Genomic DNA, 12905 nt, shown 5'->3' with positions numbered 1-12905 from the left:
ACCCCGCCTTTGGCACGGGGGGAGTAGCGGCCGCAACCGCCCTGCCCACCGGGCAAGTGAAGCGCGCCCGGCTGCAGCCCGATGGCAAGCTGCTGGTAGCTTGCCTTTCGGCGCCCGCCAGTGCGCTGGTGCCGGCATCGGCTACCAACTCCACCGCCACCTCCATCACCGACTTTACGCTGATTCGCTTCCTGGCGACCGGCCAACTCGACCTCACTTACGGCATCAACGGGGTAGTACGCATCCACGAAGACAATCTGGACAACTTATCGGACGTGGCGATGCAGGCCGACGGCCTGGCGGTAGCAGTGGGAGCAGCGGCCGCGGGGTTGCTGTACCGCCCCAGCACCAGCGACTTTGCCCTGCAAAACTCTCGGTTTGCCGTGATGCGCGTGCTGCCCACCGCCAACTGCACCAGCGTGAGCGCGGGCGTCGAGCAAACCGTTTGCGGAGCTACTACCTTAAAGCTTGGTCCGGCGCCGCAGCCTGGCCTAGCCTATAGCTGGGCCGTGAGCCCCGCCGTGAGCGGCTTCAGCAGCACCAGCGCGGCTGCCACGTTCACGGCCCCGCAGCCGGCTACCAGCACCACCTACACCCTGACCCTGACCGCCACCAGCGGCACACAATGCAGCACCACCGATCAAGTGCGCATTACGGTGCTGCCCGCCATTTCGCCTGCGCTGGCCATTCAGGCCAGCGCCACCACCATTGTGGCCGGTCAGTCGGTGACACTGTCGGTGCCCAACCCGCAGGCGGGCGCCACGTACGTTTGGACCGGCCCCGGCCTGCAGGCCACCACCGGCGCCAGCGTGAATGCTACGCCACCCGCCGGTACCAGCGCCGCACAATATACTGTGACAGCCACGCTCGGCACCTGCTCGCGCGCGGCGCAACTGCTGGTAGCCGTTGCGGTGCCCGGCACACCGGCCTGGAACTGGGCCAGTCGCCACGGCAACCGCGGCGACGACCGCACTACCGCCTCGGCTACCGATGCGGCCGGCAACACCTATGTAACGGGCTACTTCCGGGACTCAATAACAGTAGGCAATACGAGACTATATAGCCTTGGCGATAACGACATCTTTGTGGCCAAGTACGACGCAGCCGGCGCGGTAGTGTGGGCACAACGCTTCGGGGGTACCCAGGCCGACCAAGGGCTAACTGTTGCTGTTAGCGCGCAAGGAGCGATGTACGTTGGCGGCGTCTTTGGCGGCACCATGCAGGTCGGCAGCACCACGCTCACAGCCTCTGCTTTTCAACACATGTTTTTGGCCCGCCTCGATGCCAGCACCGGTGCTCCCTTTTGGGCCCTTACCACCACCGGTACGTCCGGCATAATCGGCAACAGCATCCGGTCGCTGACTACCACCGCGAGCGGCGACGTACTGGCTTGCGGTGATTTTACGGGTACTTTAAACCTGGGCGGCCAACAACTTACCGGTGGCAACAATTCATCCTGGCTGATTGCCTGTCTGTCCGATGCCGGCACTGTGAAGTGGGTGCGCGCCCTCGGCAATGGCAGCAACCCGGCGTCCGCTCTCCACATCGACTGCGACAGCTCGGGCAATGCCTACGTAGTGGGCATGGCGAATGGCACATTCACGGCAGGCCCCAGCACTATCCCCAACAGCAATGGGGCTTACGCCGTGTATCTGGTCTATTTTTCCAGTCAGGGTCAGCCCCAATGGGCGCGGTCTTTTATTGGTGCGCGCTATACCAGCTCTCCGGACGTAGCCGTCGACGCTGCTGGCAATGCCTACGTTACCTGCTTCACAGATGCTGCCAGTGTAACGTTTACCGGAGCCACGGCAGCCGACAGCAAAACGCTGCCCCCAACCAGTACTCGTACGGAAAGCTACTTGGCCTGCTACACTCCCGGTGGCAACCCGGTGTGGGCACGCAACCTGGCTACCTGCAATGCCACTTCCTGGAATATTGCTTCGGCGGTCGCTGTGCGCGGTGGCTTTCTTTACGCCGGAGGCTGGTTCACGGGCAGCAACACCTTCGACGCCATTACGCTACCTTCTACTCCGGCGGGTTACACGGCCTTCGTCGCTAAGTACAGCCTGACTACCGGCCAGAACATCTGGGCCCAGCAGTCGGCGCTGGACGCGTGCGCCCCTCGCGACCTGGGCGTCGACGCGGCGGGCAACACTTACCTCGCCGGCGATTTTGGGCCAACCATTGCTTTCGGCACAACGATGCTGACCAGTGCCGGCTCTAACGACGGTTTTGTGGCTAAGCTGGGCACCTCCCTACTGCTGTCAACCCCCTCGCCCCGGGCTGCCCTGGCGTGGCAGCTTTACCCCAACCCCCTAAGCAGCCAGCAGCTACTGCATGTGCAGCTACCCGCTCCCATGCTTGTGCAAGCGTATAGCCTGTATTCGTCGGTGGGACAGCTCGTGCAGCATCGGTCGGTCGGCGCTACCCTGCAGTCGCTGGACATCGCCCCCTTGCAGCTGCAAAAAGGCGTGTACCTGCTGCGCCTGCAAACTGCTACTGGCGTACTGAGCAAGCAGCTCATCTGGCAATAAAGCCTGCCGGGGCGTAGGCCCTATCTGCGCCCCGGCAGCCCCTTGCGCAAAATCAGGTCGGTTTGCACGTCCTGCCCCAGCCGAAATTCGTGCTGCCCGATTTCGCGGAAGCCAAAGCGCTGGTAGAAAGCACGAGCCTTGTCGTTCTTTTCCCACACGCCCAGCACCACGGCCGAGCAGTGCAGCTGTTCGGCCAGGGCCAGAATGCCGCGCATCAGGGCCGCGCCCAGGCCGGTACCCTGCCAGTCGTCGCGCACGTAGAGCCGTTCTATTTCGAGACGCCCGGCCGGGTTTTGGTCCTCGGGCAGGCCCAAAGCCGAATTGTCGCGCAGCTTGGCATAACCCACCAACTCATTCTGCATATGGGCCAGCAGGAAGGTGTTTTCACGGTCCTGCAGCTCGGCCAATTGAATATCGGGGCCGAAGTTTTCGGCCAAATAAGCCGCCATATCGGCCGGCGTATTGGTGGCCGCGAAGGTATCCTGGAAGGTCTGGCGACCGAGGTCGGCTAGTTGGGCGGCAGTGGCAGCATTGGCCTTTGCCAGCGATATGCGAAGAGGAGATGACATAAGGCAAAGGTCGGACGCAGCGCCCGACTTATAGTATCTCGTCGGCGTTGGGGTTGCGGCGCGTGCCGGAGCCACGCCGCGTGCGCAGACCCCAGCGCATGAGCAGGCCGCCGGCCAGCAGCCCGAGCAGGTTGAGGGCCAGCAAACCCACGGGCAGTTCGGCCACGCCGGTATTCCAGCGGTAGAGCATCACCCCAACCTTTAGCAAAAAGCCCAGGCCCAACAAAAAGCCGCTCAGCAGCAGCAGCAGGCCTACGAGGCGATTAGTAGCAGGAGGAAGCGGAGGTGTAGCCATGGCTGTGCTGATACGGGGGCTTGGTAAAATGGGTTAGGCTACGCCGCCAGGTTGCGATTCCGGTTCTTTGGCGTAATTTCGTGGCACCAAGATACCCCGCGGGAGTAGCTCAGTTGGTAGAGCATCAGCTTCCCAAGCTGAGGGTCGCGAGTTCGAACCTCGTTTCTCGCTCATTAAAAATCAGCCACTTAGCTTCGTTGCTAGGTGGCTGTTTTGTTTCTGGTTTACACTTTGGTTTACACAGGTGGTAGGCGTGGTTATCAAAGTCAGGTAAAGAATAAAAAAAGCTTCTTGCACTTTGCAAGAAGCTTTTTTTATTCCTGTACAGCTAACGTTGCTCCATTCCAACCGCTATCACCGGGGCTAGGGTCTATGAAAACGTTAGCTCCTTGGATTATGCGTTTTACTATCTGCTGAAGAGCGACGGCTATCTTTCCCTTCTCTACTGGTTTATTGTAAAGAAGGTGAGCGTGCGTCGGTACACCTTCCATTGGACTAGGCACTACACTGACTCTCCATTTAGTTTCCGCATCCTCTAAGAGAGCAGCATCGTCAACTGGTGGGTTAGCTGCGTAAACAGTACTGCACTTTAGGACTGCTAAGCCTACATACGTTTGTCCATTCATATGAAGGGTCTTCATATGCTCCTTGCTGTTGTTTGCATCAGTATAATCTAGTCGTAGCACTGACACATCATCTCTGCCTGGTACAGGTAGGAATGCTTGGAGCTTTAAATATCCTCCACTCATTGAGTAGAAAAGCGAATGAAAAATGCCTCTAACAAGTGACTCTTCGAAAGTGATATTAGGCGGTATACTCTGTGGCGACATTCGCTGCTTCGTAAAGGTCTTCTAGCAGATATCCCACATGATTCACTATGCTCTCTCCAGGAGATAACGGCTTGTCTTCGCTAGTTGACTCCTCGCCATGCAGATTATAGAAGTAGCCTATTTCATCATCTCCTACTTCTACGCATACGTATTCACGCCCCTTATTCATCCATTCAAGAGATATTGTACCATAAGGGCTAGGAACAACATCATCTATGTTCAGATGAGCAACATATCTAGGCTCTAAGGCCGCTAAAAAATCAGTTGCCATTGCAATGGCCTCCTTAGAAGGCGGCACAGAACCTTCCCCAGCCCAGCCATCTTGGAGGGTAGCCAGCAAAGATAATTTAGCGCACAACATAGTCAAAGGAGCTTGAAATGAAACTACTAGGTCTGCCAATGGCAGACACATCCGCTTGTTTTCAAATCGGTGGACTGGCTCAAGAATGTATCTCTCTACCTTGACAGGAGCCATTGCAGCCGAGAGGGCTACTGGTGCGAAAAGTGAGGCGATGCGTTTCATTTCTTTAGGCCCATTTTAATTTGTACACTATCCTGCAATATGCTGGATAGCAAACCTTTATTGTGTTCGTGTGCTGATTGTAGGTAGGACTTAAAAGAGTCCTTTTTCTCTAACAAAGTACTTAAGTCTTGTGTATTCGTTAATGCGTGGATTATGTTGTGTCCAATAGTTACAATTGACTTAGGACCTACTACAGAAGTGATTTGCAAACGGTCAAAGTGGTTAAAATTGCCTGTCTTATCCTCGAATGTTAGCATTAACTCAGTGTTTGGACTAACAAAGAAGTTATAAGGAATATAAACAGAGTCCCTCTTGAATATGCGTTCAAGCTCTATTGGACCAGTAGCAATCCATTCCAACTCATCAACATAGTTTAAGCTGAAACCTATCACTATCATGTTCTGAAGCTTAGGGGCTAATGCAGAAGCAACGCGCAGGAATGTCTCTAAGAAATCGTCCCAACGCTTGTATCGAAGATTATGCAGCGATAAGGAAACGCGGTTGTCTTCATTTTGACCTTGTAATACTCTAACTATTTGTCCTTCATCGCTCTTCGTCAATCTAAAGCCTATCTCTGCTTCTTGATGAGCTTTAGACTGTACTTCTGACTCCTCAATGTTCCCTTGCAGTTCAACTCTGATTGCTTTGGCTACTTGATATGCATCAAAATCCTCTGGGAGTTCCTGTAGAAGGCTTTGAAACCTTCTAGGCTGAACAATAGGAGAAGCAAAAAACAAGCTGATAACAGCCTCCTTAATAGCATGGTTTTCGCTGGCAAGGCGAAGAAATGGAGTGTCAGGCATTAGGTGTATAATTAGCTAAAGCTGTGCAAAGCTAGGTGGTTTCAAGCATTCTGCCTTGTGGTTCTACTCAACCGACTATGCTGTCTTCCACTTGAAAGACTGGTTCGATGCGACCAATATACACTTGTTTGTTCTCTCTTCGCACTAAACCGTCCATGTCCAAGCTGTTGATAATGCTACAGTTCTTGCTCATCTATCATCTTCAGTGACTAAGGAGGCTTGATATTTGGTTCGCATCGGCAACAACTTCACTGTCGTCATGTTCCTCGCCTCTGAGTGTCCAGTAGGCAGCTAGTAACTTTGACTGCGATACGTGCCAGTTCACGTCCAAAACTAGAGCAATGAGGACCGGACCGGCCGAAAGTCGGTAGTAGTGGCAGAATTAGTAGCAGCTAAAGTTACTTTGGTGCTGGGATTACCCGGTAACAAAAAGCCCCAGCCGATTCAGAGCTGGGGCTTTCCTGTTAGGAAGACCGACTCGCCTAGACGCGAGCGTGTAACCAGTTCCAATATGCTGTAGACATCCAGCCATCGGATTCACCCCGGTTTACCCGGCTAATAAACAGACTATCATTATTATCCATTCTTTGCCGCAGTCTGGCGCTAATCTGAGTAGCTGTTTCATTCGTTGAAATCAGCCAAGTAGAGCCTAAAATGTGCTGATAATCAGTGTTTTTAAGCTCTTCATACAAGGCATTGTAATTCTGGCCTTGCTTATTGAGGTCGTAGGAAATGCAGTAGACGGCCATAGCTTAACTGGTTTACTTGAGCGTGAGCGTAATACTTACCAATTAGCTTCAACCCATGCCTCTACGCCCTTGTGAGTGCGCTTGTCAGCAGGTGCTTCGTGAATCCGACGTTCCACGTGTTGCCCTACGTTAGTACCGGGTTGTATTGGCTTTTTGTTGGCATCCACCCAGCTACGCTTATCAACGTAGCGTTTGATGAAGTGCTGCACTTCATAACCTTCCTTGCGGCTCAACAAGACGTTATCAGGAAACCCCGTAATCTTGGCGTTATCGCCGTCTTTGGAAGCTGTCCAGACATAACCATACTTCTGCTGGTTCATGTCCGATTTTTTGAAATCGTATGCCATAAGCGTACTGTGAGTTTTGGGTGAGCTTATCTGTTAGCTACTAATGTGCCATGTGTGAAAAGCCTGACAAAGAGCAAAAAATATGACTAAAAGGCTGTTTTTTTAGTTAACAATACTAACTAAAAAAGCCCGCAAACTTTTGTTCACGGGCTTCTGGCGCCTTTTGCCATACTGTCAGGCTTTTAGTCTAACGGCGATTTAGCTGCTGCTTCCGTAAACGGACAGCCTAGTGTGGCCCTGGTTTGCTGCCATTCGGAACCGGGTGCCCTGGTAAGGGCAAAGCCCACTAGTTTCTTTTTGGGTTTCGGTTTGGTCCTGTAGTTAGGTTCAGCCAAATAGCCGGCTAGCTTGCGGCCTAACGCTGGCAGGCCGGCTTGCTGTGCGGCGTCAAAGTGTAGGGCCGGCTTGCAGCAGTTTAAAGCCCTTGCCAACAACTGGCATTCCGCGTAAGTGAATTTGAGCTTAGCAGGCATGGCAGGTTAGTTAAGGTGAATGAAGCGGTTTTGAGCTGGCAGCCGGCAAATGGTTTGTGCCGGTGGTGGCGGTCCGACGAACAGCAACACGGCGTACTGAGAGCGTAGCGCTTCGCCGTGCTTGCCGACGTTAGGAAAAACGTCGGCAAGAGTAGAAACTAGGGAGCGGGGCGCGGGTTGGGGCGTAGGCATGGCTAATTCATGCTGTATTGGCCCGATACTCCCTTGCATATGCCGGCCACAAGTAGCCAGCACATGGTTGTTTCGGTGCCTGCTGGCACTTTGCGCTTCTTGAAAGTAACTACGACTTTATCTAAGACGTGGCAGGCCAGCACCTTATTCCCATCTGTGTAGCTAGTCATGCTAGGCGTTGGCTAAAATGGCGGCGTTCCAATACTTCTCTACCTGGTTGATTTCGGCAAGGGCCTCTTCCAACGTAGCGACGTGGCGTAGCTTGCCCTTGCCGAATAGCTCAGTTACTTTTTCCTGAAGCACGGCCCACGGCCAGGCGTTGCCCCCGGCTGTCTGTCCTAGCCGTTGGCGGGAAGCTACTAGGGCCTTGTTGTCAGGACCGCCCACAAGCTGGGCGTAGTGCTGGGGCAATATGGCGTACAAGCTGTTTGCCTCGACGTGCTTCGGGCTTATTTTGATGTCGATGGTGAGGTTCGAAGAGCCTACGCCGTTTTGGCTGGGGGTCTTGCCGCTGCCGATGCTGAATGCGTTGTTCATGGTTGGGGTTCTTGTGGGGGTTGAGGTGATTTGAAAAACGTGAGATTGTCCGTCTGAATTTGGTTGGTCCAGCCGTCGATTTCTGGCAATTGTCCCTCGAAATGGCCCGCTACGGCTCTATCGGGGTCAGCATGAGCATTGGACATTCCCATAGCTAAAAGCTGCTGCTGAAGCCGTGCAATCGTGAAATGACCGGTTTCTATGCCGTCGATGTCCATCGGAATATTCTGGCTGAAGTTGATGCTTGCCAGCAGGGCCGTTACGGCCTGGGGGGCTATGTACTTTTCGATGCTCTTGGCATAGAATGATAGTTGCGCCTGCCAGCCGGCTACCTGCTTTGACGTGGTTTCGTCTAGGTGCTTTATTCCCCCTGCTTCAGCAATGCACGCCCCGATTTTGGCTGCGTAATGGTCAATCATCAGGAGCGCATTCTGTACTACCGTGCGACTGGCCGACAACAAGAGAAAGCTGAGGTCCTTTATTTGGCGCTGAAGCTGAGAAAGTGGAATATCTTGGCGTATTGGCGCTTTTTCGTCTAGTACCCGCGCAAATTCCTCCTGGCTTTTCTGAGCTTCAGCAACTGCTTCCAAATGCTGCTGCCAGTTGTGACGGCGGGCATGTTGAAACATGAGGACAGTAGTAGAATTGTAACGTGCGGCCAAATCATGGATGCGTGCTGAGTACGGAGTGAATGAGGGGTAAGAAAGGAAGGCTTCAAGGAGCATTTTTGCCCTCTCTTTCGTATTCTTTTTGCTATTATCCAACGTCTTAGCTGCCTTTCGCTTGCGGGGAGTGTCCATAATCGTAGGAATAGGGTTGATGCGTGCGGCGCTCTGAGGCTTCAAAATCTGAGTTTTCTAGCTGCTGTGCTTTTCTCTGCTTGCTCAGCTAGCTCTTAGTTACTTTTTATGCTGGGTGCTGTGAGCTGGTTTGCGGCGGGTTTCTGGTGTGCTTGTCGCGCTGGTGCGACATTTTTCCGGTTATATACAAGTCGAAATCGGCCATTTCAGGCTAGGTCGGCTAGGGTGCTTTTGAGACAGGTTAGCAGGCTGGCTTTGGTGTTGGTTAAGGTCGCTTTTGCGCGGGCCTGTTCGGCTAGCTTGCGGCGACGTGGCGTCCGGTCTTTATTGGCCCGATTAGCCGCGTAGGCTGCGAAAAAGGGGCTACTCACTAGCGCCAATGCTTCTAGTTCATCGGCTGAGAGTAAATCGGTATTTAGCTGTTCGATGAAGCCGCAAGCCCCTAGCCGGTCCTCTAGCTCGGCTCCTGCTGCTATGAAAAATCCGGGGCTGGCTAAGTCAGCTACTGTGGCAGCTCCTAGCCGCCGTAGGTAGCTCAGCTTGCGGCTAGTTAGTTCGAAGCGAAGCGTGGCACTAGGCAGCAGGGCTTGGCGCTTTTCGGCTAGTTCCCGCTGTTTGTCATACAGCTTAATTTCTAGCTCTGTGAGTAGCCGCTTTGCTCCCGTTATGCCCTTGCCCTTTTCGTACTTCAGAAACCGCTTGCCTTTGTAGTCGGCAAGGGCTTGCAGCGTGGCTTGCACGTCTAACCCGGTTAGGTTGGAGCCAAAGGCCACTTTGGTGAGCTTACAGCCGGAAACATCGAAGCCTAGTGTGTCCGATAGCTTTTGGATAGCGGCGGCAACGTCGGAGCGGGTGAAGCTGCCGCCGTTGTGGCCCTGGGCAAAGCGTTGCAGGCTGTTTTCGCCTACGTACTCACCTAGTGCGTTGCGGCGTAGGTTGAGGTTGCCCACTGTTACTGATACTCGGCGCTGTGCCAGGGCTTCGCCTATAGCATGAGGCGCGGCAAGAGGGCTGTCTAGTTCAGCACGTAGCCAAGAGGGTGCTAGCCGCTCTGGCACGATAAACCGGATAGTATCAACCATCTTGCCCGCCTTCATACTGCTAGGCTGCTGCCCGGCTGCCAGCCGCTACCCATTCGAGTAGTTCCTGACGGTTGAAGAAAAGCCGATTGCCGCGCTTGGCGTGGGGTATAGCCCGCTCCGATACAAGCGTGTAAATGCGAGCTTTGGAGAGACGTGTAAGCTCCTGAGCAAGCTCAATGCCGCCCACCTGGGGGGCGGGCTGGGCAATGGCTTGGCGTAGGCATTGCAGCGTTTCTAGCTGCAATGCTTCTAGGTTGCTCAACCTAGAATTGATGGTTTCAAAAGGATTCGTCATTTGCTTGGGCCGTATTGGTTTGATGCCAGCAAATGTATTGACCCACAAAAAGTTAGACCGGTCTAAGACCGGTCTATAATTTTACTTTTCAGCGTTTTTAACTCACTTTCAACATATTCCTTTTGTTGTCCGCTAAGCCAGGGTAATACGGCTTGCACGTCTTTGATTAGAGGCTGCAATGCTCTTCCATCTATGCAAGTGCGGTTTTCATTCTTAGACAGGTTGTTATAGTGCTTGTATAACTTTTCACCACTGGTATGACCGTTGGCCCGCGCTATGGCATTTGCCCCACTGTTAGGTATATGCTGCCTTTTGTAGATATATAAAAGAGCTACTTGGCGCAAGGACAGTTTAGGGGCATCTACCGCTTTCGGCTTATTTGCTTCCGCTACAGGTTCGCTAGGGTGCGTCTTTTCCTGCCAGAAAGCTATTTCCTGCTCTAGCAAAGCCACTAGTTCCTTTTTAGCTTGGTATTGAGGGGGGCGGCTTCCTTTAGGAAAGTCGCTTTTCCACTGTGCTACTAAGCGTTTGGCAAAGGTTAGTTCAGGTTGTAGGATGCTCAGTACTTCGATTGAATTTGATGTATTTGGAAAGCGAGCTTGCACTTTGGCAGCCACGCGCTCAAATTCAGCTTCTATGGTAGCACCGTGAATTTCGGAGATTAGTTGGCGAGCGTCAGACATAACGAACAGGTGTTAAAAGCCAGATGTAGTTACTTTATAGGAGCCCGTCGAACAGATTGTCCATCACCTCTGAGGCGAATGAATCCAGATACACGGCGGTAACCGCTTCAGATTTGTGGCCCATTGCTTGCGAGATTTGGCCAGTAGCGGCCCCGCTCAGCTTCAGCGTAGTAGCGAAGGAATGACGGGCTACGTAGGTAGTCAGAGGGGTGGCAATGTCGGCTGATTGGCCTAGTAGCTTCAGGTCTTCGTTTACTTGCCCTAGCACCTTATGAAGCCGGTTTTTTACCTGCTGGGGAGTTTGGTGCTTGGCTGTGTCGAGCACTGGAAATACATAGCTATCGGGGCCTGCGTAGGTAAAGGGCCGATACTTGGCTACAATGGCAGCAGCAGGAGCTAGGAGCTTCAGGCTAAACTTGCCGCCCGTCTTTTGGCGGGTATAGTTGAGCCGTAGGCCGGTTTCCTCAGAGCCGGCTAGGTCTTTCCAACGTAGTTGGCCTAAGTCTACAAAGTTGATTCCCCCGCAATAGAAGCCGAACAGAAAAACGTCTTTAGCTAACTGCTGACGCTCTTTAGTGGGCTCTAGCGCCTCTAGCCGCCGTAGCTCTTCCCGACTGATAGCACGCTTAGCAGTGCTCACGTCAAACTTGCCCACTGTGAACTTGTGCTTTTCAGCCACCGTGCGGGCGAAGGGGTAGCTCTCGGCTTTCATTAGGCCGGCTGCAATAGCTTGATTGAGCACGGCCCGCAAGGTGCGAAATCGTAGGGACAAGGTTATTTCCCGAATGCCTGTAGCGCGAAGCGTAGCCTCCCATTCGCGGCAAAAATTGACGTTTACACGGTCTAAGGTTATGTCGTGCTGGCTAACCCATGCTGCTAGCTCTTGCCCCTTGCCCCGGCCGCTAGGGGGCGGGGTTACGTCGGCTTCAGCCGCTACAAACTTGGCTAGCTGGTTGGCCAGGTCTCGATAGACAATAGCGTTGCCTGTTTGGCCCGTTTTGGTGTAGCCTTCGCTCAATTCGTAGCAATAGGCTAGCAGTTTCACGCGGCGCTGGGCTTTGCGGCTCTCTATGGCTTTGGCAGCCACGGCGGGCGCGTCGTGCTGTTCGTCGGCTTCGGCTAGGGTATCGGCCGCGCCGCTATACTTGGCTTCCCATTCAGCCAGCTTGGTTATTAGCTTGTCCCGTTTGGGCTCGGGGTAGCTCTTGCGAATGGCGTCCCTGTAGTTACTTTTTTCGGCGTTCCAATACTTAGGCAAGAGGGCCTGCCCCGTTGCCAGGTACTTGCGTTTGCGGTCTTTGGTAATGCAAACAAGCAAGGGGTGGCTTCCATCGGCTAGCGTCTTGCTAGTGAAGTAAACAATTCGGACGGTTGCCTTGCCCTCTTTGTGCTCTGTGGTTTTGCTGTTGGCCATAGTGTGTAAACCGCCAGCCGGTTTACACGGCGGTTTACACAAAAGTAATAGGAAACCTCATACCCACAACAAGCGCTAATAAGCAAACTTGTTAAACAACAAGTTTTTAAGTAAATAGTGAGGGTGGGTGAAGTGGGCCAAATATGCCAGTTACATAGCTTCCCAAGCTGAGGGTCGCGAGTTCGAGCCTCGTTTCCCGCTCATTGATTAACAGCCTCCCGGTATAATGCCGGGAGGCTGTTTTTTTGCTGCATGGCATCCGATGTAACGCAATACTTGCCCGCTACTTCGGGCTTAGCGGCGGAGCGCCTGGTATTACGCTGGCTGTGCGCGCAAAAAACGGGTAGCCCAATAATAAGAATGAGGTAAAACGCGCGTAGCTCGCTACATTGCGCCCAGCGGTTTGTCTGTTCTGCAATAGTAATGCTATAGCAGGCTCTTAGTTGTAATTACTGCCGGTCCAAGCGGCCTTTTTACATCTCCGAATACCCGCCTACGCTCGCCCTACTCTGGTTTCGCCATTCCCACCCAAGCGGCACCGCTCCTTCACTTACCCGAAACTGCGATGCAAGTACTGAAATTTGGAGGCACCTCAGTGGCTTCCGCCGAGAACATCCGCAAGTCGCTGGTCATTGTGGCCGCCGCCGCCGCCAAGTCTCCCGTCGTGATGGTCGTGTCGGCCCTGGGCGGCACCACCGATTTGCTGATTGGAGCCGGCCGCGCCGCTGCTACCGGCAACGCCGCCTACCGCAACGCCCTGGCCCAGCTGGCCGAGCGCC

At 53.8% G+C, this 12905-nt stretch carries 14 protein-coding genes and 1 tRNA gene; 3 read left to right on the top strand and 12 right to left on the bottom strand.

Features of this window, described 5'->3' with window-relative positions:
- Positions 1-2534: T9SS type A sorting domain-containing protein (locus ACYVDE_RS05950; RefSeq protein WP_460500568.1), on the top strand; the 2534-nt coding region annotated here is incomplete at its 5' end.
- 20 nt (positions 2535-2554) lie between these two features.
- Here the strand turns inward: ACYVDE_RS05950 and ACYVDE_RS05945 are convergent.
- Both ACYVDE_RS05945 and ACYVDE_RS05940 read right to left on the bottom strand, forming a co-directional pair.
- On the bottom strand, positions 2555-3103 hold the full coding sequence (locus ACYVDE_RS05945; protein ID WP_460500567.1) for a GNAT family N-acetyltransferase: 549 nt from the start codon (positions 3101-3103) through the stop codon (positions 2555-2557).
- A 28-nt stretch (positions 3104-3131) separates the two neighbouring features.
- The gene (locus tag ACYVDE_RS05940; protein WP_460500566.1) at positions 3132-3398 is read right to left on the bottom strand and encodes a hypothetical protein; all 267 of its coding nucleotides are present in this window, start codon (positions 3396-3398) and stop codon (positions 3132-3134) included.
- A 98-nt stretch (positions 3399-3496) separates the two neighbouring features.
- Here ACYVDE_RS05940 and ACYVDE_RS05935 point away from each other — a divergent pair.
- Positions 3497-3569 (top strand) — tRNA-Gly (locus tag ACYVDE_RS05935).
- Positions 3570-4202: 633 nt separating this feature from the next.
- Here ACYVDE_RS05935 and ACYVDE_RS05930 read toward each other — a convergent pair.
- The 10 genes from ACYVDE_RS05930 to ACYVDE_RS05885 all read right to left on the bottom strand — a co-directional run bounded on the left by ACYVDE_RS05930 (position 4203) and on the right by ACYVDE_RS05885 (position 12126).
- Positions 4203-4751 (bottom strand): hypothetical protein, encoded by a 549-nt coding sequence (locus tag ACYVDE_RS05930; RefSeq protein ID WP_460500565.1) that lies wholly within the window; start codon positions 4749-4751, stop codon positions 4203-4205.
- Positions 4748-5554 carry a TIGR04255 family protein gene (locus tag ACYVDE_RS05925; RefSeq protein ID WP_460500564.1) on the bottom strand — a complete coding sequence of 269 codons (807 nt, stop codon included), beginning with the start codon at positions 5552-5554 and terminating at the stop codon, positions 4748-4750. Before ACYVDE_RS05925 ends, ACYVDE_RS05930 begins: the two co-directional genes overlap by 4 nt.
- Before the next feature lie 482 nt (positions 5555-6036).
- On the bottom strand, positions 6037-6303 hold the full coding sequence (locus ACYVDE_RS05920; RefSeq protein ID WP_460500563.1) for a hypothetical protein: 267 nt from the start codon (positions 6301-6303) through the stop codon (positions 6037-6039).
- A gap of 35 nt (positions 6304-6338) precedes the next feature.
- Complete coding sequence (locus ACYVDE_RS05915) at positions 6339-6650, bottom strand: hypothetical protein (protein WP_460500562.1); 312 nt, start codon at positions 6648-6650, stop codon at positions 6339-6341.
- An 836-nt stretch (positions 6651-7486) separates the two neighbouring features.
- Positions 7487-7852 carry a hypothetical protein gene (locus tag ACYVDE_RS05910; protein WP_460500561.1) on the bottom strand — a complete coding sequence of 122 codons (366 nt, stop codon included), beginning with the start codon at positions 7850-7852 and terminating at the stop codon, positions 7487-7489.
- Complete coding sequence (locus tag ACYVDE_RS05905; RefSeq protein WP_460500560.1) at positions 7849-8652, bottom strand: hypothetical protein; 804 nt, start codon at positions 8650-8652, stop codon at positions 7849-7851. The genes ACYVDE_RS05910 and ACYVDE_RS05905 overlap by 4 nt, the downstream gene beginning before the upstream one ends.
- A 206-nt stretch (positions 8653-8858) precedes the next feature.
- Positions 8859-9602 carry a hypothetical protein gene (locus ACYVDE_RS05900; RefSeq protein WP_460500559.1) on the bottom strand — a complete coding sequence of 248 codons (744 nt, stop codon included), beginning with the start codon at positions 9600-9602 and terminating at the stop codon, positions 8859-8861.
- A gap of 151 nt (positions 9603-9753) precedes the next feature.
- A complete protein-coding gene (locus ACYVDE_RS05895; protein ID WP_460500558.1) occupies positions 9754-10077 on the bottom strand; it encodes a helix-turn-helix domain-containing protein in 324 nt (107 codons plus the stop codon).
- A 14-nt stretch (positions 10078-10091) separates the two neighbouring features.
- Entirely contained in the window at positions 10092-10712 is a 621-nt protein-coding gene (locus ACYVDE_RS05890) for a hypothetical protein (protein ID WP_460500557.1), read from the bottom strand.
- 34 nt (positions 10713-10746) lie between these two features.
- Entirely contained in the window at positions 10747-12126 is a 1380-nt protein-coding gene (locus ACYVDE_RS05885; protein WP_460500556.1) for a site-specific integrase, read from the bottom strand.
- A 565-nt stretch (positions 12127-12691) separates the two neighbouring features.
- Here ACYVDE_RS05885 and ACYVDE_RS05880 point away from each other — a divergent pair.
- Positions 12692-12905, top strand: a 214-nt coding sequence (locus ACYVDE_RS05880) for an amino acid kinase family protein (protein ID WP_460500555.1), incomplete at its 3' end; no start/stop codon positions are given.

It is taken from the genome of Hymenobacter agri, assembly GCF_054778495.1.
Note: the sequence above shows the minus strand (reverse complement) of the source record. Positions and strands in the feature narration are given on the sequence as shown.

Bases quoted from the DNA above. Each gene is read 5' to 3' on its own strand.
- ACYVDE_RS05940 (WP_460500566.1), bottom strand. From the start codon at position 3,398: ATGGCTACACCTCCGCTTCCTCCTGCTACTAATCGCCTCGTAGGCCTG.
- ACYVDE_RS05920 (WP_460500563.1), bottom strand. From the start codon at position 6,303: ATGGCCGTCTACTGCATTTCCTACGACCTCAATAAGCAAGGCCAGAAT.
- ACYVDE_RS05905 (WP_460500560.1), bottom strand. From the start codon at position 8,652: ATGGACACTCCCCGCAAGCGAAAGGCAGCTAAGACGTTGGATAATAGC.
- ACYVDE_RS05885 (WP_460500556.1), bottom strand. From the start codon at position 12,126: ATGGCCAACAGCAAAACCACAGAGCACAAAGAGGGCAAGGCAACCGTC.
- ACYVDE_RS05890 (WP_460500557.1), bottom strand. From the start codon at position 10,712: ATGTCTGACGCTCGCCAACTAATCTCCGAAATTCACGGTGCTACCATA.
- ACYVDE_RS05915 (WP_460500562.1), bottom strand. From the start codon at position 6,650: ATGGCATACGATTTCAAAAAATCGGACATGAACCAGCAGAAGTATGGT.
- ACYVDE_RS05925 (WP_460500564.1), bottom strand. From the start codon at position 5,554: ATGCCTGACACTCCATTTCTTCGCCTTGCCAGCGAAAACCATGCTATT.
- ACYVDE_RS05945 (WP_460500567.1), bottom strand. From the start codon at position 3,103: ATGTCATCTCCTCTTCGCATATCGCTGGCAAAGGCCAATGCTGCCACT.
- ACYVDE_RS05910 (WP_460500561.1), bottom strand. From the start codon at position 7,852: ATGAACAACGCATTCAGCATCGGCAGCGGCAAGACCCCCAGCCAAAAC.
- ACYVDE_RS05930 (WP_460500565.1), bottom strand. From the start codon at position 4,751: ATGAAACGCATCGCCTCACTTTTCGCACCAGTAGCCCTCTCGGCTGCA.